The sequence below is a fragment of the Ruania alba genome (genome assembly GCF_900105765.1).
Taxonomy (GTDB): Bacteria; Actinomycetota; Actinomycetes; order Actinomycetales; family Beutenbergiaceae; genus Ruania; species Ruania alba.
This window is the reverse complement of the sequence record NZ_FNTX01000001.1, coordinates 2,201,751-2,219,832: the sequence shown is the minus strand read 5'-3', so window position 1 is coordinate 2,219,832 and position 18,082 is coordinate 2,201,751. Positions and strand designations below refer to the sequence as shown.

At 67.5% G+C, this 18,082-nt stretch carries 19 protein-coding genes; 10 read left to right on the top strand and 9 right to left on the bottom strand.

The features are described from left to right. Positions 1–51 precede the first annotated feature (51 nt). On the top strand, positions 52–816 hold the full coding sequence (locus tag BLU77_RS10140; protein WP_089772814.1) for a fumarylacetoacetate hydrolase family protein: 765 nt from the start codon (positions 52–54) through the stop codon (positions 814–816). An 18-nt stretch (positions 817–834) separates the two neighbouring features. On the opposite strand, the gene BLU77_RS10135 is transcribed toward BLU77_RS10140, so the two are convergent. Next, a complete protein-coding gene (locus BLU77_RS10135; protein ID WP_089772813.1) occupies positions 835–1,722 on the bottom strand; it encodes a GNAT family N-acetyltransferase in 888 nt (295 codons plus the stop codon). A gap of 13 nt (positions 1,723–1,735) precedes the next feature. Further along, positions 1,736–2,749, bottom strand: a complete 1,014-nt coding sequence (locus BLU77_RS10130) for a LacI family DNA-binding transcriptional regulator (RefSeq protein WP_089773127.1) — start codon at positions 2,747–2,749, stop codon at positions 1,736–1,738. Positions 2,750–2,941: 192 nt separating this feature from the next. Here BLU77_RS10130 and BLU77_RS10125 point away from each other — a divergent pair, with 192 nt between their 5' ends. The 8 genes from BLU77_RS10125 (at position 2,942) to BLU77_RS10090 (ending at position 10,166) form a co-directional block, all read left to right on the top strand. Continuing rightward, positions 2,942–4,165 carry a sugar ABC transporter substrate-binding protein gene (locus tag BLU77_RS10125; RefSeq protein ID WP_245708754.1) on the top strand — a complete coding sequence of 408 codons (1,224 nt, stop codon included), beginning with the start codon at positions 2,942–2,944 and terminating at the stop codon, positions 4,163–4,165. Between the two features lie 10 nt (positions 4,166–4,175). Then, positions 4,176–5,123: a carbohydrate ABC transporter permease gene (locus BLU77_RS10120; RefSeq protein WP_089772811.1), complete on the top strand. Its 948-nt coding sequence runs from the start codon at positions 4,176–4,178 to the stop codon at positions 5,121–5,123. A gap of 10 nt (positions 5,124–5,133) precedes the next feature. Then, positions 5,134–5,994, top strand: a complete 861-nt coding sequence (locus tag BLU77_RS10115) for a carbohydrate ABC transporter permease (protein ID WP_089772810.1) — start codon at positions 5,134–5,136, stop codon at positions 5,992–5,994. A 25-nt stretch (positions 5,995–6,019) separates the two neighbouring features. Then, entirely contained in the window at positions 6,020–6,811 is a 792-nt protein-coding gene (locus BLU77_RS10110; protein WP_089773126.1) for a ThuA domain-containing protein, read from the top strand. Then, the gene (locus BLU77_RS10105; RefSeq protein ID WP_089772809.1) at positions 6,808–7,851 is read left to right on the top strand and encodes a Gfo/Idh/MocA family protein; all 1,044 of its coding nucleotides are present in this window, start codon (positions 6,808–6,810) and stop codon (positions 7,849–7,851) included. Before BLU77_RS10110 ends, BLU77_RS10105 begins: the two co-directional genes overlap by 4 nt. Positions 7,852–7,927: 76 nt before the next feature. Then, entirely contained in the window at positions 7,928–8,134 is a 207-nt protein-coding gene (locus BLU77_RS10100; protein ID WP_089772808.1) for a PLD nuclease N-terminal domain-containing protein, read from the top strand. Between the two features lie 13 nt (positions 8,135–8,147). Then, positions 8,148–9,647, top strand: a complete 1,500-nt coding sequence (gene gltX, locus BLU77_RS10095) for a glutamate--tRNA ligase (RefSeq protein WP_089772807.1) — start codon at positions 8,148–8,150, stop codon at positions 9,645–9,647. Positions 9,648–9,713: 66 nt separating this feature from the next. Beyond that, positions 9,714–10,166 carry a CHRD domain-containing protein gene (locus BLU77_RS10090; protein WP_089772806.1) on the top strand — a complete coding sequence of 151 codons (453 nt, stop codon included), beginning with the start codon at positions 9,714–9,716 and terminating at the stop codon, positions 10,164–10,166. A 75-nt stretch (positions 10,167–10,241) separates the two neighbouring features. On the opposite strand, the gene BLU77_RS10085 is transcribed toward BLU77_RS10090, so the two are convergent. From BLU77_RS10085 to nikB, 7 genes are read right to left on the bottom strand one after another with little or no spacing between them, the layout of a single operon-like run. Next, the gene (locus tag BLU77_RS10085; RefSeq protein WP_089772805.1) at positions 10,242–11,759 is read right to left on the bottom strand and encodes an ABC transporter substrate-binding protein; all 1,518 of its coding nucleotides are present in this window, start codon (positions 11,757–11,759) and stop codon (positions 10,242–10,244) included. A 42-nt stretch (positions 11,760–11,801) separates the two neighbouring features. Continuing rightward, entirely contained in the window at positions 11,802–12,581 is a 780-nt protein-coding gene (locus BLU77_RS10080) for an exonuclease/endonuclease/phosphatase family protein (RefSeq protein WP_089772804.1), read from the bottom strand. Continuing rightward, a complete protein-coding gene (locus BLU77_RS10075) occupies positions 12,572–13,225 on the bottom strand; it encodes a histidine phosphatase family protein (RefSeq protein ID WP_089772803.1) in 654 nt (217 codons plus the stop codon). The genes BLU77_RS10080 and BLU77_RS10075 overlap by 10 nt, the downstream gene beginning before the upstream one ends. Continuing rightward, the gene (locus BLU77_RS22340) at positions 13,222–14,040 is read right to left on the bottom strand and encodes an ABC transporter ATP-binding protein (protein WP_089772802.1); all 819 of its coding nucleotides are present in this window, start codon (positions 14,038–14,040) and stop codon (positions 13,222–13,224) included. The genes BLU77_RS10075 and BLU77_RS22340 overlap by 4 nt, the downstream gene beginning before the upstream one ends. Continuing rightward, positions 14,033–15,043, bottom strand: a complete 1,011-nt coding sequence (locus tag BLU77_RS22335) for an ABC transporter ATP-binding protein (RefSeq protein ID WP_089772801.1) — start codon at positions 15,041–15,043, stop codon at positions 14,033–14,035. The genes BLU77_RS22340 and BLU77_RS22335 overlap by 8 nt, the downstream gene beginning before the upstream one ends. Next, entirely contained in the window at positions 15,043–15,948 is a 906-nt protein-coding gene (locus tag BLU77_RS10060) for an ABC transporter permease (protein WP_089772800.1), read from the bottom strand. The genes BLU77_RS22335 and BLU77_RS10060 overlap by 1 nt, the downstream gene beginning before the upstream one ends. Further along, positions 15,945–16,871 carry a nickel ABC transporter permease gene (nikB, locus tag BLU77_RS10055; RefSeq protein WP_089772799.1) on the bottom strand — a complete coding sequence of 309 codons (927 nt, stop codon included), beginning with the start codon at positions 16,869–16,871 and terminating at the stop codon, positions 15,945–15,947. Before nikB ends, BLU77_RS10060 begins: the two co-directional genes overlap by 4 nt. A gap of 239 nt (positions 16,872–17,110) precedes the next feature. Between nikB and BLU77_RS10050 the strand changes: the two genes are divergently transcribed. Next, positions 17,111–18,076, top strand: coding sequence for a DUF6772 family protein (locus BLU77_RS10050; protein ID WP_217632399.1), 966 nt, complete (start codon positions 17,111–17,113; stop codon positions 18,074–18,076). The last annotated feature ends 6 nt before the right edge of the window (positions 18,077–18,082 follow it).

The following is an 18,082-nucleotide window of genomic DNA, read 5'->3' as shown; positions in this document are numbered from 1 at the left end:
GTCCTCGGTCGCTCACCCCGCACACCTTAGCGGCGCGCTAGCGTGGGGTTCATGAAGATTGCGCGATTCACCACCGGGGACGACCCGCGATACGGCGTCCTGGACGGCGAGGACCTCGTCGTCCTCACCGGCGACCCGCTGTACACCACGCCCACTCCGACCGGGGCGCGGGTGCCGCTGGACGACGTCCGGCTGCTCGCCCCGGTGATCCCACGTTCGAAGGTGGTGTGCGTGGGGCGGAACTATGCCGAGCACGCTGCCGAGCTCGGCAACGACGTGCCCGAACGGCCGCTGCTCTTCATCAAGCCGAACACCACGGTGGTGGGGCCGGACGACCCGATCGTGCTGCCGGCCTGGACGAACGAGGTGCACCACGAGGCCGAGCTGGCCGTGGTGATCTCCCGCATCTGCAAGGACATCCCGGCTGAGCAGGCCGACCGGGTCATCCTCGGCTACACGGCGGCCAACGACGTGACCGCCCGGGACGTGCAGGCGGAGGACAAGACGTGGACGCGCGGCAAAATGTTCGACACGTCCTGCCCACTCGGACCGTTCCTGGTGACCGGCCTGGACACCTCCGACCTGCGAGTGCAGGCACGGGTCGACGGCGAGACGCGCCAGGACGGGTCCACCGCCCAGATGGTCCGTGGGATCGCCGAGCTGATCGCTTACGCCTCGTCCATCTTCACCCTGCTCCCGGGCGACGTCCTGCTCACCGGCACCCCGGCCGGGGTGGGCCCGATCGACGTCGGTCAGCGCGTGGAGGTCGAGATCGACGGCATCGGGACCCTCGGCAACCCGGTGCTGCGCCGCTGACCGGACACTCCACCAGGTTCACCCGCCCCGTTCCCAGTCGCGGACGTTCGGCTGGGGTGCGAATCCGGCGGCCACATAGGTGGAGACCGCGGCCGTGTTCGTCGTCTCGGCGCACACGACCGCGCTGGAGGAGCCCATCTCACGGAGGGCGGCGGCAGCGGCCGTGGTGATCGCGGTGCCGTAGCCCTGGCCCCGGTGGTCCCGATGGACGCCCATCGGCTCGATCAGTCCGGGGCGGCCGACGCCCGCGCTCCACACGGCGGTGACGGCGACGGCCTGTCCGGTGGCATCGTGCGCCGAGATCACACGTGCGGAGTCGAAGAACGGCGTCCGGGCTGCTGCTTGCCATCCGTCGACGAGATCCCGCAGGCGCTCGGCCGGCAGGGGTGTGCCGCGAAACGCGGACCAGTGCACCCGGACCCAGTCGGCGGTGGCATCCGGCTCGTGGCATTCGAACCGGAGATCCGGGCTGTCCACGTGGTCGTTCAGGTCTCGGCGCAGAGGCGTCCATGGTTCGCCGGGCGACCAGCCCCGAGCGGCGAGTACGTCCCCCAGAGCGCCGGCGCCCCGTGCCTCGATCGCAGCGGCCCCCGAATCGAGCACGCCCGTGCGCGGTTCCCCCACGTCGTCGGCGATGCGCTGTGCCAAGGCGTCGTCGTGACGGAACTCCGGATCCATAGCGAATCGCAGCAACTGAGGGCCGTCCAGGAGTGAGAGGGCCACGCTGCGCTCGTTCGCCGACCAGACCCGCAAGGCGTCGGCGGTCGCTGGCGCACCTCGCAGTGCGAACCAGCCCAGGTCTCCTGGATGCACATGGACGGGGCCGTCGTCGTGCTGCCACTGGTCGAGCGCGGAGCGAATCCGCGGGAGCTCATGGACGGTGGGAGTGCTCAGTGCGAAGGACATCGGCGTCGCTCCATCACGACGAACGTCGCGGGGCCGTGGACTGACCCGGTTCGAAGGCGCAAGGCACCAGCCGGGGCGGCAGCGGTTCGTCCTTCTCCAGATCCCGGATCAGGGCGTCCGCGCCGAGCCGGCCGAGCTCGGGCCCGGGGGCGCGCATCAGGGTCAGCGGTGGGTCGCACACCATCCCGCTCTCAGCCGCGGCGAGCAGGCCCATCACGGAGATGTCCCCGGGCACTTTCCGACCTGTCCGGCGCAGCCCGGCCACAAGCCGTAGTGCGGTGTGGTCGTTCAGCACCAGGATGCCGGTTGCTGCCGGGTGGGACGCGACGATCCGGTCGGCGAGCGCGGTGGCGTCCTCCGTCTGGTTCACCTCAATCGTCCGCCCGGTCAGGGTGCGCTCGGGCAGCAAGGCGTCGAAGGCGGCGCGGGTGCGTGCGAACGGCCCGTAGTCGCGATCGCCGTGGTCCACGCCGGAGCCGAGTACCAGGGTGAGGTGCTGGTGACCGAGAGCGGCCAGATGGTCGACGGCGCCGGCCACGGTGGCCTCGAAGTCGATGTCCACGTAGCGGTATCGGTCCGGCTCCCGGGTGCGACCGATCAGAGCGAACGGGGTGCCGGACCGCTCCAGCACCTGCACGCGCGAGTCGTCGAGCTGGACCTCCATCAGGAGCACCCCGTCCACCAGTCGTTGGCCGAGCAACTCACCCAACTCGCGACCGTCGTTGCTGACCGGCCAGATCACCAGGTGGTATCCGCGAGCGCTTGCGGCAGCGGCGGCACTGGTGAAGAACTCTACCGAGGAGGTGTTCAACGGACGCTCGAAGACGGGGTACACGAGGGCGAGGATCCGTGTGCGTCGGCTGGCCAGGGCCCGTGCCACGGCATTGCGGCGGTAGCCCAGTTCGACCATGGCGGCTTCGATCCGGGCGCGGGTGGCAGGCGTGACAGGTTTGGTGTCATTCACCACGAAGGAGACGGTGGCGATGGAGACGCCGGCATGCTCGGCGACGTCCTTCATGGTGACCATCGCAGTTCCTCCTCGCGGGTGGTCGTGCGCCGTGAGCGACGCCTTCTCGAGATCCATCCTTGACAGCGACCGAGCGTACGCCGCACAATCGACATCACATCATTTAAGCGCTTAACCAGCGAGCTCACAAGAGGGGCACCGGGGCGGCGCACCGAATGACCCACACATCGAAAGACAGCAAGGGAGCTGATCGTGAGACGACGCATCGTGACGACTGTGGCCGGAGGGCTCGGGGCGGCTTTGGCCCTGGCAGCATGCTCGAGTGGTGGGGGAGGAGGCGAGGCGGACACCGGGGACGTGTCCAGCTTGTCCGTCCTGGACTACTACAACAACGACCCGGACAACTCCCTCATCCAAGCCGGCCTGGACAGCTGCGCCGAGGAGCTCGGGATCACCCTGGAGCGGGAGACGGTGCCCGGCGCCGATCTGATTCAGACGGTGCTTCAGCAGGCGTCGTCCCAGACCCTGCCGGACGTGCTCATGCTCGACAACCCGGACGTGCAGCAGATCGCGGAGACCGGGGCGCTCGTCCCGCTCGACGAGAACGGGGTCTCCACCGACGGATTCGCACAAGGCGTGATCGATGCCTCCACCTATGACGGGAACGTCTACGGACTGCAGCCGGTGGCCAACACCCTGGCGCTGTTCTACAACACCGACGTCCTCGCTGAGGCCGGGGTCGAACCGCCGACGACGTGGGACGAGCTGCGCGAAGCCGCTGCCACCCTCACCGAGGGTGACCAGTACGGGATCTCCTTCAGTGCGATCAATACCTACGAGGGCACGTGGCAGTTCCTTCCGCCGATGTGGACGAACGGCGGCGACGAGACCGATCTGACCAGTCCGGAAGTGGCGGAGGCGCTGCAACTGTGGGTGGACCTGGTGGAGTCGGGTTCGGCGTCGGAGAGCGTCATCAACTGGTCGCAGGGGGACGCGAAGGATCAGTTCATGGCCGGCCGCGCCGCCATGATGGTGAACGGCCCGTGGAACATCCCGTCGATGAACGAGATGCCGGACGTGAACTGGGACGTCGTGCAATTTCCCGTCAACGACCCGAGCCAGACCCCCGTCGCACCGCTCGGCGGTGAGGCGTGGACCGTGCCCGTCACCGGGGACGAGGCCAGCCAGGCGGTTGCCGTGGACTTCGTGGAGTGCCTGAACACGCCCGAGCAGCAGCTCGACTGGGCAGTGTCCCGGTACACGATCCCCACCCGGACCGACCTCGCCGAGGACTTCCTCGCCGAACGGCCGGAGATGGAGGCATTCGCCGAGCAGGTGGCCAACGCCCGGTCGCGGACCGGCGAGCTCGGACCGGAATGGCCCGACGCCGCGACCGTGATCTACGAAGCGATCCAGCTGGCGCTGACCGGCCAGGCGAGCGCCGACGAGGCCTTCGCACAAGCCTCCGCTCGCTGAGGTTGACATCATGAGCTCCCTCACGCACGTCCCGGCGGAGGCGCGGCAGGCATCGCCTGCCCCGCCCCGCCGGCGGCCCAAGCTCCGCGGGGACGACATCGGGAAGATCCTGTTCGTGCTTCCCGCCGGTATCGCCATGGCGCTGCTGTTCGGCTACCCGGTGGTGAAGAACCTCACCATGAGCCTGCAGGAGTACAGCCTGCAGACCTTCTTCACCGGGGAAGCGCCCTGGGTAGGGCTCGCCAACTATGTGGACGTGGTCACCGACCCGATCTTCGGCAAGGCCATGCTCAACACCGGGCTGTTCACCGCCGGATCCATCCTGTTCCAGTTCGTTATCGGCCTGGCGCTCGCGCTGTTCTTCAAGCAGCATTTCCCGCTCTCGGCGACGTTGCGTGGGCTGTTGCTGCTGCCGTGGCTGCTGCCACTGATCGTCTCTTCGGCGACGTGGCGCGCGATCCTGGAGCAGGACTCCGGGATCCTGAACCGGTTCCTCGGGGTGTTCGGCGTGGAGCCGATCGGCTGGCTCGTCTCACCCTCGATCGCGCTGATCGCCGTGATCGGCGTGAACATCTGGATCGGGATCCCGTTCAACACCACGCTGCTCTACAGCGGCGTGCAGGCCATCCCGGACGAACTCTACGAGGCCGGGTCCCTCGACGGCGCCACGCACTGGAAGGCGTTCCGGTACATCACCTGGCCCAGCCTTCGGCCCGTGGTCTCAGTGGTGCTGATCCTCGGTGTGGTCTACACGTTGAAGGTCCTCGACATCATCCTCGGTCTGACCGGCGGGGGACCGGCGAACGCCACCCAGACACTGGCTACGCAGTCCTACCAACGGTCCTTCGTGGACTTCGAGTTCGGTCACGGGGCCGCGCTCAGCAACATCCTGATCGTGATCTCGATGGCGTTCGCCGTGGTGTACCTGCGCCGCGGGCGCCACGCGGCGGACGAGTGAGGAGGCAGGCATGACAACCACGACCTCCGCTCCGGCGGAACCGAACCGCCGCACCGGCGACGACATCGACCTGCGAAAAGTAGCCCTGACGGCGGCCGGAGTGCTGATCCTGGCAGTGATGCTGTTCCCGGTCTACTGGATGGTCAACGCGTCGCTGCAGCCCTCGGGCAACACTCTCAACGCGGATCTGATCCCGTTGCAGCCCAGCCTCGACAATTACGCCCGCGCCATCAGCGAGCAGGGCGCCAACTTGGTGACGAGCCTCATCATCGCGCTCGGCACCGTGGCGTTCAGTCTGGCGTTGGCCGCACCGGCATCCTTCGCCCTGGCACAGTTCCGGTTCCGCTGGGTGGGTCTGGCGTTACTGGCCATCCTGGTCTCCCAGATGATCCCGGGCATCGTGATCGCCAACGCGCTCTACAGCGCCTACGAAGGACTCGGGCTGCTGAACTCCATCCCCGGGCTGATTCTCGCCAACTCCACCAGTGCGATCCCGTTCGCGATCCTCATCATGCGTTCGTTCATGCTCGGTGTACCGCCGGCGATCATCGAGGCCGCCCGGGTGGACGGTGCCGGGCTCATGCGGACCTTCGTCTCGATCGTGGTGCCGGTGAGCCGGAACGCGATCATCACCGCGGGGCTGTTCACGTTCCTGTTCGCGTGGAGCGACTTCCTGTTCGCGCTTACCCTCACCACCACCGACGAGATTCGGCCGGTGACCCTCGGTATCTACCAGTACCTGGGCACTCAGGTACAGAACTGGGGTGCGGTGATGGCCACTGCCGTGCTCTCGGCGATCCCAGCGATCGTGCTGCTCGTGGCCGCTCAGAAGTACATCGCTGCCGGGGCCACCGGCGGAGCGGTGAAGTAGACGGACGACTCAGAAGGGGACCATGATGACCAACCTTGAGAATGCCGACGCTCTGCGCGTGCTCGTCTGGGGCGAGAACCGGCACGAACAGATCGAGCCGCACGTGGCCGAGATCTACCCCGACGGTATGCACGCGACCATCGCCGAGGGCATCCGGGAGAACCTCGGCGACGCCGTCCAGGTGAGCACGGTGACCCTGGACGACCCGGAGCACGGCCTGACGGAGGAAGTGCTGGCCGCCACCGACGTGCTGGTCTGGTGGGGGCACGCCGCCCACGGCGAAGTGCGTGACGACGTCGTGGACCGCGTGCACCGGCACGTGCTCGACGGCATGGGACTGCTGGTGCTCCACTCGGGTCACTGGTCGAAGATCTTCGGCAAGCTGATGGGCACCAGCTGCACGCTGCGCTGGCGCAGCGAGGAGGACCGTGAGCTCGTCTGGACCGTCGACCCCACCCACCCCATCGCTCAGGGCGTGCCGAACCCGATCATCATCGACCAGCAAGAGATGTACGGGGAGTTCTTCGACATCCCGGCACCCGATGAGCTGATCTTCATCTCCTCCTTCACCGGGGGAGAGGTGTTCCGTTCCGGCTGCACGTTCAAGCGTGGCCACGGCAAGATCTTCTTCTTCTCCCCGGGCGACCAGGACTTCCCCGTCTACCACCACGAGCACGTCCGCACGGTGATCGCCAACGGCGTCGCCTGGGCGCACACGGTGCGGCCGAAACGCACCACACCCACGTTGCTGCGCTACGAGTCCGGTGAGTTCTTCACCGGGCACGGGTACACCGGACCGATCGAGAGCGCCGAATGAGCGTGACTGGCGATCCGGCTGCCCCGCTGCGGCTGATTCAGGTCGGCGCCGGCGGGATGGGGCGAGCCTGGCTGCGCACGATCACCGCCAATGCGGACGTCGAGCTGGTCGGCCTCGTGGACCTGGACGTGGAAGTGGCACAGGCTGCCTTGGCGGAGACCGGAGCCGGACCGGCCCCGGTGAGCACCTCGATCACGGAACTGGTTGCTGCCACGCCAGCGGACGCCGTCGTGAACGTGACAGTGCCGGCAGCGCACAGCCCGGTGAACCGTGAGGCGCTCGCCCTGGGCCTGCCGGTGCTGTGCGAGAAGCCGATGGCGGAGTCGGTGGCCGAGTGCCTGCCCATCATCGCGGCGGCCGACCGGGCCGAGCAGCTGCTGATGATCTCCCAGTCCCGGCGCTACTACAGCCAGCTCGCGGCGCTGCGTGCGGTGCTCGACGAACTGGGCCCGGTGGAGACCGCACGGTGCGAGTTCGCCAAGGCCCCGCACTTCGGCGGGTTCCGTGAGCAGATGGCCGAACCATTGATCGTGGACATGGCCATCCACCAGTTCGACCTGGCGCGGGACCTGATGGGTGCCGACCCCGTGAGCGTCTACTGCGAATCCTCCAACCCGAGCTGGTCATGGTTCGCCGGGAACGCGGTGGCCACGGCGGTGTTCACCTTCGACGGCGGAGCCACCTTCTCCTACACCGGCACCTGGTGCGGGCCGTTCCCGGAGACGTCCTGGAACGGGGTGTGGAATCTTGGTGCGGCCAGCGGGGGAGTGCGCTGGGACGGCGATCACCCCCCGACGGCGTACGGTCCGGACGGTGCATCGCTGCCCGTTCCCGAGCGCGAAGTGCCCGAGGAGATCGCCGGGTCACTGGCCGAGTTCGTCACCTGTGTGCGCACGGGGACCGAGCCGGCGACGGCGGCCCGCAGGAACGTGGTCAGCATCGCCATGGTCGAGGCTGCCGTACGGTCCTCGGCCGAGGGGCGCGTGGTGACCATCGCCGAGGTGATGCAGCGGGCGCGGGAGGCCGTCGGAGCGCACTGATTCGACAGACAGGGGGCGTTGCCGGGCCGGTCGTGCCCGGCTACGGTGCGTGGAGGGACGAGGACCTGGGGGACGCATGATTGCCACGTACGACTTGGCGTACACGCTGGTGTTGCTCCTGCCACTGGTGCTGATGGTGGTGGCGCTGGTCAGTGCCGTCCGTCATCCGGGGCTGCGAGGTCTGCTCCAGGTGGCATGGTTCGCGCTGATCGTGCTGGCGCCGGTGGTCGGGCCGGTCCTGTGGTTCGTGGCCGGGCGGAAGACTGAGGCCACTCACCAGTAGGCTGGGAGCCATCATGACGACTCCCGTTTCCGGCGCCGATGTGCGCGTCCGCTTCTGTCCCTCGCCCACCGGTACCCCGCACGTCGGGCTGATCCGCACGGCCCTGTTCAACTGGGCGCAGGCCCGCCACCACGGTGGCACGTTCGTGTTCCGGATCGAGGACACCGACGCCGCTCGCGACAGCCAGGAGAGCTACGAGCAGCTCCTGGACGCGCTGCGCTGGCTCGGCCTGGACTGGGACGAGGGCGTTGAGGCCGGCGGACCGGACGGACCGTACCGGCAGTCCGAGCGTGCGGCGATCTACGCCGACGTCGCCGACAAGCTGCTCAGCTCCGGGTATGCGTACGAGTCGTTCTCCACCCCGGAGGAGATCGAGGCACGCCACCGCGCGGCCGGGCGCGACCCCAAGCTCGGCTACGACGGTTTCGACCGCGACCTGTCCGAGGAGGAGAAGGCCGCGTTCCGGGCCGAGGGCCGCACCCCCGTGCTGCGGCTGCGGATGCCCGCCGAGGACATCACCTTCACCGACCTCGTGCGGGGCGAGGTGACCTTCGCCGCCGGCTCGGTGCCGGACTTCGTGATCGTGCGCGGCAACGGCCAGCCGCTCTACACCCTCACCAACCCGCTCGACGACGCGTTGATGCGGATCACGCACGTGCTGCGCGGGGAGGACCTGCTCTCCTCCACCCCGCGGCAGATCGCCCTGCACCGGGCCCTGACCGAGCTCGGGATCGCCGAGGGAGTGCCCTCCTACGGGCACCTGCCGATGGTGACCGGGGAGGGGAACAAGAAGCTCTCCAAGCGGGCGCCCGAGTCGAACCTCTTCCTGCACCGCGAGCGCGGCTTCATCCCGGAGGGGCTGCTCAACTACCTGGCACTGCTCGGCTGGAGCATCTCCCCGGACAACGACATCTTCACCCAGGACGAGCTGGTCGCCGCCTTCGACGTGACCGATGTGAACCCGAACCCCGCGCGCTTCGACCAGAAGAAGGCGGAGGCGATCAACGCCGCCCACCTGCGGCTGCTTCCTGCTGAGGACTTCCGCGCCCGGTTGGTGCCGTACCTGCACCAGGCCGGAGTGGTCCCCGCAGGCACGTACGAGGAACTGACGGCGGAGCAGCAGCGGCTGCTCGAGCTCGCTACGCCACTGGTCCAGGAGCGGATGACGTTGCTCGGCGAGGCACCCGGGATGCTCGGGTTCCTGTTCGTGGCCGACGACGATCTCGTCGTGGACGAGGAGGCGCGTGCGGCGCTGCGCGCGGAGGCCGCCGACGTGCTCGATCGGTCCATCGAGGTGCTCGAGGGTCTGGACGACCTGAGCCCCGAGCCGCAGCAGGCGGCCCTCAAGGCCGTGCTGGTGGAGGAGCTGGGCATCAAACCACGGTTCGCGTTCGCCCCGCTGCGGGTGGCGATCACCGGACGGCGGGTCTCACCTCCGCTGTTCGAGTCCATCGAGATCCTCGGCAAGGACTCCGCGCTCACCCGGTTGCGGGCGCTGCGGGCCAGCTTGTAGCCAGCCCGCGCGATGGGGTCTCGATCGGCGTACCGTGAGGGGTACGTCGATCGAGGAGGATCTGACATGCCTGTTCCCCTGCCCTCCGCTGGCCGTGCCCGTCGTGGCGCCGCCGTCGCAGCCCTCGCTCTCGGACTGACCGCCGTGGCCGCACCCGCCGGCGCGGCACCGAACTTCGTTCCTCTCAACGTCGGTCAGGAGACGACCGGTTCGAACACGGGGGCGAGCGGATCGTTCACCTACACCATCGAGGGCGATCAGCTCTGCTTCACGCTCAGCGCCCGGAACCTCTCGGTGTCGGCTGCCGCCGCCCACATCCACGTCGCTCCCCGCAATGCCGCCGGTCCTGTGGTGGTCCCGCTCAGCGTCGGGGACGGGACGTCGTTCAGTGTCTCGGACTGTGTCACCGCCGATGCCGAGGTGCTCGGCGCTATCGATGACAACCCCAGGTCCTACTACGTGAACGTCCACACGCCGACGTTCCCGGGTGGGGAGATCCGGGGGCAGCTCACGCACTGAGGGTCAGCGGCGATCCCCGGGCCGGGCCACGCGCCGACCGCCCGCTGGCGGCCGGCGCGAAGCCCTGGCCATGTCTCACTCGATCGAGACGGTGGAGAAGTAGGGCCGGTTGTTCGGAGGTAGCTCCAGTCCACGCACCTGCGAGCCGTAGGCCAGGTTGTTCTGGATGTCCGCCGGGAAGATGCCCGGGGCCTCCTCCCACATGATCTCGTTCGCCTGGTCGTAGAGTTCGCTCCGCTCGTCCGGGTCCAGCGATGCACGTGCCTGGGCGAGCAGGTCGTCGAGTTCCGGATTGCAGTAGCCGAGGCGATCGGCCTCGCACGTGTACAGGCGGTTCAGCGTGAAGTCTGCGTCACCAGTGGCGGTGGTGTTGGTCTGCAGGTTCAGGTCCCAGTTCATCGACCCGAAGTCCTCCAGCCAGCTGGCGCGTTCCTTCTCGAGAGGTTCCACGTCGATGCCCACCTCGGCCCACGCCGAGATGAAGGCTTGGCCGAGCGAGCGGATGTTCGGACCACCTTCTCGCGGCCACTGCATCGAGGTCTCGAAGCCATCCGGGAATCCGGCGTCCGCGAGCAGCTCCCGGGCCCGCTCGGGGTCGTGCTCGTACAGTCCGTTGTCGGCCGCACCGAACGCGGCTTGCGGGATCGGTGCTGTTGCCGCCGTGGCGCCCTCGCCGTAGAGGTCGGAGACGATGCCCTCGACGTCGACCGCGTGCCACATCGCCTGGCGGACGCGCTGATCGTCGAACGGTTCCTCGTTGTGGTTGAACCAGATGAAGTAATAGAGATAGCCGGCGTCCTGGATGAACTCGACTCCGTCCTGATCCTGAACGCCAGCGACCTGGTCGGGCGGGATCGACGAGATCACATCGACCTCACCGGTTCCCAACGCGGTGATCCTGGCGGCGACCTCAGGCATGCTCACCATCTCGAGCGTGTCGAGCTGGGCGGCCTCGCCCCAGTAGTCGTCGTTGCGTGAATAGGTCACGTGATCGTCGGCGACATAGTCGTCGACGATGAACGGGCCGGTGCCCACAGGGGCCCGCCAGTAGGAGTCCTCGCCCATGGCACCGGCCTGGCCGATGAAGACCAGCGACATCGATGCGAGGAGGGTTCCGAGCGGTTCGCTCGTGACGATGGAGAACGTGTGGTCGTCGTCCGCGCGTGTCTCGGTGACCGCGGCGAACAGCGGCGCGAGTGCCTTGTCGAGCTCGATCAGCCGGTCCAGGGACGCCTTCGCATCCTCGGCCGTGAACGGCGTGCCGTCGCTGAACGTCACGTCGTCGCGCAGCTGGAAGGTCAGTGTGAGCTCATCGTCGGAGTACTCCCATGACTCCGCGAGTAATGGTTGTGCCTCACCGTCGTTGTAGGTGACGAGTGTCTCGAGTGTCTGCTGAGCGGCGACCTGGGTGCCTTCCTCAGCCGGGAAGTTGTGCGGATCCAGGGACACGGGAAAGAACGCAGGGACGTAGGTGAGCTCCTGCGGAGCCGTCTCGCCGTCACCTCCCTCGGTGGTCGTCGTACAGCCGACAACGGTGAGTGCCGTGGCCAGCACGGCCGCGGCGACACCGCCGTGACGTCTGGTGATACCCATCTTGCATCTCCTTCGATCAGACTCGGGACCAGCGCTGTGCGTTCAGTCCCGGGTGAGGGTGAGCGTGGCGGCCACCGGGTAGTGGTCGCTGGGGGCGACGCCTCGGTGGAAGAACTCGACCACCTCGGCGGCACGTGCACGGACAGGGCCGCGCAGAAAGATCCAGTCGATCGCCTTCCTCGGCGAGGCGAGCGGGGACAGGCGGGTGCCGACTGACTCCTCGAAGCCACTGGGAACGACGGGATGCGTGACCGGTGAGTGCCGGCCCAACGCGGTGAACGAGTCGAGGAAACCGTTGTTGCCGAACTCCCAGTTCGGTGGGCCGATGTCGTTGATGTCGACGGCGAACAGACACGCGGCCCCATCCGCGAGCTCGGCGAGCCGGCGCGCGATGGCGGCCGCTTGCGGCGTTCGCTGGTTGGTGCCCGTCTCCTGCTCCTTGGGATGGCCCGACCACGTCAGGTGGGCCACACTGAACAGGATCGGTCCGTCGGCGGTGGCCAGGCGCACCCAGAACAGCCGGGCGTCCGGCGCGAGGATTCCGACGTCGTCCGCGCCGTGCTCGACATACTCGAACAGATCACGACGCCACCAGAGACAGCTCTGCGTCGCCCATCCCGGAAACTCGTCGTTGACCCGGGAATGCTCGGGCATGGCGTCATCGATCAGGTCCCGCGACCACGGCCGCTGTTCCTGGGTCGCCAACAGATCGGGTTGCCGGTGGCGATACATCGCGTCCAGCGGCGCTCGACGCTGCTCGGCGACGTGATCACCCCAGAGGTTGTGCGTCTGGGCGACGAAGGTGGTGGAGGTCAGGGGCATCGGGTCTCCTGGTCTGTGGTGGTGCTCGGTGCCGACCGGGTGCCGACGGTCTGCTGGTTGAAGGCGAGGAGTCGTCCCGGGTTCCAGGCAAGGGTGGTGACCGAGCAGTTGTCCGGTGAACCGATCGGGTAATGGCCGGGCGCGGGCAAACTCAGGGCAGCGGCGGTGGCGACCCGGATCGGACCGCCGTGGGTGAACACCACGAGGGTGGCTCCCGGCGGGTGCGACGCGGTGATCTCGTCCAGTGCTGCGACCACCCGCCGGCGCAGTTCGGCGAAGGTCTCTCCGCCACCACGGCGCACGTCCGCGCCGCTCGCCGCGGCGGCGACGGACGCCGGTTCTGCAGACGCGATCTCCTCGAAGGTCCGGCCCGCCCAGGATCCGACGTCGATCTCCCGCAGCCGCGCGTCGACCAGCGGATTGTGCCCCGTCGCCGTCAGGAACGGGGCCGCCGTATCCCGTACCCGGGGCAGGTCACTGTGTGCGACGCCGTCGACGTGCGGGAACGATGCACGCAGCCACGCGGCGGCGCGGTGGGCTTGCTCGTGACCCAGGTCGGTGAGCCCGGAATCGGCTTGCCCCTGGTACTTGCCCTCGGCGTTCCACACGGCCTCGCCGTGTCGGACCAGATGGATCGTCGTCATCGCGTACTGCCCTCCAGCCAGGGGCGCACCACGGGTACCGCGGCCAGCAGGGCCTTGGTGTAGTCGTGCTGCGGATGGGCGAACAGGTCCTCGGTGGGCGCGTGCTCCACGACCGATCCGTGATTCATCACGATGACGTCGTCGCTGATGTGCCGGACGACGGAGAGATCGTGGGCGATGAACAGGTAGGTGAGGCCGAACTCCTGCTGCAGGTCGTCGAGGAGGTTGAGCACCTGGGCCTGGACGGAGACGTCGAGTGCGGAGACCGCCTCGTCGCAGACGATGAGCTGGGGCTTGACGGCGAGCGCCCGGGCGATGCCGATGCGCTGGCGCTGGCCACCGGAGAACTGGTGCGGGTAGCGGTCGGCGTACTGTGCGTCGAGGCCCACGACATCGAGGAGCCGCACCACCTCGGCGTCCCACTCGTCCTCGGCGAGGAGGTCGGGATGGATCCGCCAGGCCTCGGACAGGATCTGCCGCACGGTGAGGCGAGGATTGAGCGCCGTGTACGGGTCCTGGAAGACCATCTGGATGTCGCGCCGCAGCGGCCGCATCTGTGCTGCGGACAGCCGGACGAGATCCCGGCCCTGGAACTCGATCGATCCCGATTCGGCGCGTTCGAGGCCGACGATGGTGCGTGCGAGCGTGGACTTGCCGGAGCCGGACTCGCCCACGAGGCCCACCGTCTGTCCGCGCTCCACATCGAAGGTCACCCCGTCGACGGCGCGCACCTCACCGACCTTGCGTCGTAGCAGTGCCGACCGGATCGGGTAGGTGGTGACCAGGTCGCGGACGCGCAGCAGGGGTTCAGCCATGCTGGAGCACCTCCTCGGTGAAGTGGCATGAGGCGGCCTGATCCGACGCCCAACCCGTGGGATGGCGCAGTTCGGGCCGCTCGTCACGGCAGCGTTCCTGCGCGTAGGGGCACCGCGGATGGAATCGGCACCCCTGCGGGAACGCGAGCGGGTTCGGTGGCGCTCCCGTGATGGAGCGGAGCTTCCCTCCGCCCTGGTCGGCCTGCGGGATCGAGGCGAGCAGTCCCTCGGTGTACGGGTGTGCGGAGTTGTCATAGACGTCACGGATCCGCCCCTCCTCGGCGACCCGTCCGGCGTAGAGCACCACGGCGCGCGAGGCCGCATCAGCGACCACACCGAGATCGTGCGTGATCAACAAGATCGCCATCCCGTGCTCGGCCTGCAGGTCGCTCAAGAGCTGCATGATCTGTGCCTGCACGGTCACATCGAGGGCGGTGGTGGGTTCGTCGGCGATGAGGAGGTCCGGATCGAGGGCGAGTGCCATCGCGATCATGATGCGTTGGCGCTGACCACCCGAGAACTGGTGCGGATAGTGGTGCATCCGGCGCTCGGCGTCGGGGATGCCGACGCGCCTGAGCAGCTCCAGGGCACGCCGCATCGCATCCTGTTGGCGCATTCCGAGGCGCCGCCGGAGCGGTTCGGCGACCTGGGCGCCGATGCGGAAGACCGGATTCAACGAGCTCAGCGGATCCTGGAAGATCATCGCGATGCGGGTACCGCACAGGGCGCGGACCTTCTCCGGTGACATCGCGGTGAGCTCGTCGCCATCGAAGGTGATCCGACCGCTCGTGATCCGACCAGCGGGCCGCGGGAGCAGACCCATGATCGCTTGGGCCGTGACCGACTTGCCGCTGCCCGACTCGCCCAGCAGGGCCACGGTCTCACCCCGAGCGATATCGAAGGTGATCGCGTCGAGCGGGCGGACGGACCCGGCCCGCGTGGAGAACTCGACGGTGAGACCGTCCACGGCCAACAGCGGTGATGCCGACTCGGCGTTGCCCATCACAGGCTCCTCATCTTCGGGTCGTAGCGGTCCCGCATCGCATCACCCAGCACCCCGCAGGTGAGGACCAGAGTCGCGAGGGCGACACCGGGGAGTGTGGAGATCCACCAGGCGTCGCCGAGGTACGAGCGGCCGTTCGCGATCGTGGTGCCCCAGCTCGGCACACCGGTCGGTACGCCGAGTCCGAGGAAGGACAGTGACGCCTCCGCGAGGATGACCTGCCCGAGCTCGACGGTGGCCACGACCAGGATCGGCGCGAGGCACGCCGGGAAGATGGTGCGCAGAACGAGGTGCAGATGCCGGGCACCGAGGGTGCGCGCCGCGTCGACGTACTCACGATTCTTCACGGTCAGCACTTGCCCCCGGGTGACGCGTGCGAAGGTCACCCAGTTCGTGATCGCGAGGACGACGATGACGTTCACGACGCTGGGGCCGACAACCGCTGCGATCAGGATGGCGAGCAGGATCGACGGGAAGGAGAGCTGGATATCGGCTAACCGCATCAGCACCGAATCGAGCCAGCCGCCGCGATACCCGGCCAGGAGCCCGATGGTGACGCCGATGAAGCCGGCCAGCGCCAGGGTGCCGGCGCCCACAGTGATCGAGACGCGTGCGCCGAGCATCATCTGAGCCAGGATGTCCTGGCCCACCTGGTCGGTACCGAACAGTGCGACAGTCCCCTGGGAGGTGGTGCTTCCTGGAGGGAGGAGCCGATCCTCGGTGAACGTGCGCACGGGGTCGTACTGCATCAGCAGCGGCCCGATCAGCGCGATGAGGACATAGCAGGCGATCACGATCAGGCATCCGATGATGCGTTTGCGGCCCACCGTGTTCGATCGGCCACGGCGCGTGGCGGCACCGGATGCTGCAGGGGCAACCTGGGCTTCAGTGGTTCGCACGGTCATCGGGACACCAACCTCACTCGTGGATCGAGGTAGCCGTAGAGCACATCGACCACCAGGTTCGCCACCACGAACCCGGCTGCGATGACCAGGACGGACGCCTGCACCACGTTGTAGTCACGCTGGCCGATCGACTCGATGAGCAGGCGGCCGATGCCAGGCCAGCTGAACACCATCTCCACGATCACCGATCCGGCGAGCAGCCCGCCGAACTGCAACCCGACGATCGTGACGATGGGAATCAGAGCATTGCGGATCGCGTGCGGGAAGATCACGACCCGCTCGCTCAACCCCTTGGCTCGTGCCGTCTGGATGTATCCCTCGTGGATCACCTCGAGCAGTCCGCTCCTGGTCATCCGGATCAGGATCGCGAGCATCGGCATCGCCAGGGTGATGGCGGGCAGGACCATGTGTGCGGGTGAACCGGTGCCACCGCTCGGGAGGACTCCCAGCCCACGGGCGAAGATCAGGATGAACACGATGCCGATCCAGAACGAGGGCAGCGACTGAGCCAACAAGGAGCCGACCGAGATGATCCGGTCGCTGAGCCGATTGACTCGCAGGGCAGCGAGCACGCCCAGCAGGATGCCGATCACAAGCGCAATGACCATCGCCACCAGGGCGAGTTCCAAGGTGGCGGGGAGTCGCTCCATCACCAAGCCGAAGGAATCGCGCTGCTGCCGGTAGGAGTCTCCGAAATCGAGGCGGAGCAGATCGCCCAGGTACGTCCCGTACTGGGTGATGAGCGGGTCGTTCAGGCCCATCTCGTCACGGAGAGCGTCGACTTCCGCCTCGGTGGCGTCGGATCCCAGGATCAGGCGTGCCGGGTCCGAGGGGACGAGTCGAAGCACTACGAAGATGATCGAGACGGCGCCCCACAGGATGAAGACCGAGAACATGAGTCGTCGGGCCAGGTAGGCGCCCATCACTCGTCCTCGAGCGGGCAGATCGGCATGAGCGTCATGTGTTCTTCCTCGAGCACCCTTCGTGTGTGTTGCTCACCAACATTAGCGTTCATGCAGTCTTGCAGGGCGAAGGGATGCGGTCAACAGTGAGTTGAGAGCAGTTCATGGCGAAGGTTGTGCGCATGGAACATTAACGCTAATGTGCCGATACCGGCGGACGCCGGCGACCCTACGCCTGTACGGCAAGCAAGGAGTGAATGGTGACCTCGGTCGATACCGACTCGCTGCGCGCGGCGATGCGCGATGCGATCCGCGCCAGCGATGTCCGTCTGTCGAAGTACAACCCGCTGCCCCGCATCCTCGCCCTCGATGACTTCAATGAGGGCACCAACGGATGGACCGAACTGATCGGCAACTTCAATGGCCGGGGCGACCTGGACACGGTCGACGCGCATATGCGCGACTTCCGCACGCCACAGTTGTCGAACGCGACGTTCTTCGACACCGGTACCCACGGTGCGATGACGGGCACCTACTCGCTCAAGCTCGCCACACGTCCGTACCCGGGGCACACGGCGACCGCGATTCGGCGCCTCACCATGGCCGGTCGCGGCTTGGTGCAGATCGAGGCCTACCTGACCTACAAGGCGGAGGCTCAGCTGGGCGGCGATGAGGAGCGTGACCGGTACGGCGAGGTCGCCTGGGACGGCAACCTGCATCCGTCCGAGGCGCAGTTCGGCGCCTTCACGGTGGCGACCGACCTCTGCGGCGATGGGGGGACGAGGTATCACACGGTCGCTCGGTTCCAGAACACCGATGCCGACGGCAACCTCGTGCGTCGTCTGTCCTACCCGGTCGTCCCGGAGCCCACGCCGAAGGAGCACCTCGAGGGGAAGTTCGCGCTGCCCTACGCCGCCGACTTCACCGCCCCCGATCCGAGCGACTGGCGCTATATCGGTGATCCGATGGAGATGTGTTTCAACGAGGTTCCGACCAAGGTCAACTGGCACTACGTGCGGTGGCTCGTCGACACCGAGAAGCGTTGCAACGTCGAGTTCCAGCTGAACGACCGGCTCATCGACATGAGCGACGTTCCCGTCCCTGTCTACGACGAGCCGTACGAGTCCCTGGATAACTTGCTGAACTTCTACTTCTCGGTCCGGACCCTCTCCGGTGTCCGCAACTTCCTGTTCCTCGACTCTGTCGTCATCTCAGCCGATTGGTGATCTCTG

What these genes read in the sequence shown, in the direction of transcription:
- BLU77_RS10140 (WP_089772814.1), top strand. Translation starts at nt 52, where the DNA reads ATGAAGATTGCGCGATTCACCACCGGGGACGACCCGCGATACGGCGTC.
- BLU77_RS10135 (WP_089772813.1), bottom strand. Translation starts at nt 1,722, where the DNA reads ATGTCCTTCGCACTGAGCACTCCCACCGTCCATGAGCTCCCGCGGATT.
- BLU77_RS10130 (WP_089773127.1), bottom strand. Translation starts at nt 2,749, where the DNA reads ATGGTCACCATGAAGGACGTCGCCGAGCATGCCGGCGTCTCCATCGCC.
- BLU77_RS10120 (WP_089772811.1), top strand. Translation starts at nt 4,176, where the DNA reads ATGAGCTCCCTCACGCACGTCCCGGCGGAGGCGCGGCAGGCATCGCCT.
- BLU77_RS10115 (WP_089772810.1), top strand. Translation starts at nt 5,134, where the DNA reads ATGACAACCACGACCTCCGCTCCGGCGGAACCGAACCGCCGCACCGGC.
- BLU77_RS10110 (WP_089773126.1), top strand. Translation starts at nt 6,020, where the DNA reads ATGACCAACCTTGAGAATGCCGACGCTCTGCGCGTGCTCGTCTGGGGC.
- BLU77_RS10105 (WP_089772809.1), top strand. Translation starts at nt 6,808, where the DNA reads ATGAGCGTGACTGGCGATCCGGCTGCCCCGCTGCGGCTGATTCAGGTC.
- BLU77_RS10100 (WP_089772808.1), top strand. Translation starts at nt 7,928, where the DNA reads ATGATTGCCACGTACGACTTGGCGTACACGCTGGTGTTGCTCCTGCCA.
- gltX (WP_089772807.1), top strand. Translation starts at nt 8,148, where the DNA reads ATGACGACTCCCGTTTCCGGCGCCGATGTGCGCGTCCGCTTCTGTCCC.
- BLU77_RS10090 (WP_089772806.1), top strand. Translation starts at nt 9,714, where the DNA reads ATGCCTGTTCCCCTGCCCTCCGCTGGCCGTGCCCGTCGTGGCGCCGCC.
- BLU77_RS10085 (WP_089772805.1), bottom strand. Translation starts at nt 11,759, where the DNA reads ATGGGTATCACCAGACGTCACGGCGGTGTCGCCGCGGCCGTGCTGGCC.
- BLU77_RS10080 (WP_089772804.1), bottom strand. Translation starts at nt 12,581, where the DNA reads ATGCCCCTGACCTCCACCACCTTCGTCGCCCAGACGCACAACCTCTGG.
- BLU77_RS10075 (WP_089772803.1), bottom strand. Translation starts at nt 13,225, where the DNA reads ATGACGACGATCCATCTGGTCCGACACGGCGAGGCCGTGTGGAACGCC.
- BLU77_RS22340 (WP_089772802.1), bottom strand. Translation starts at nt 14,040, where the DNA reads ATGGCTGAACCCCTGCTGCGCGTCCGCGACCTGGTCACCACCTACCCG.
- BLU77_RS22335 (WP_089772801.1), bottom strand. Translation starts at nt 15,043, where the DNA reads ATGGGCAACGCCGAGTCGGCATCACCGCTGTTGGCCGTGGACGGTCTC.
- BLU77_RS10060 (WP_089772800.1), bottom strand. Translation starts at nt 15,948, where the DNA reads ATGACCGTGCGAACCACTGAAGCCCAGGTTGCCCCTGCAGCATCCGGT.
- nikB (WP_089772799.1), bottom strand. Translation starts at nt 16,871, where the DNA reads ATGGGCGCCTACCTGGCCCGACGACTCATGTTCTCGGTCTTCATCCTG.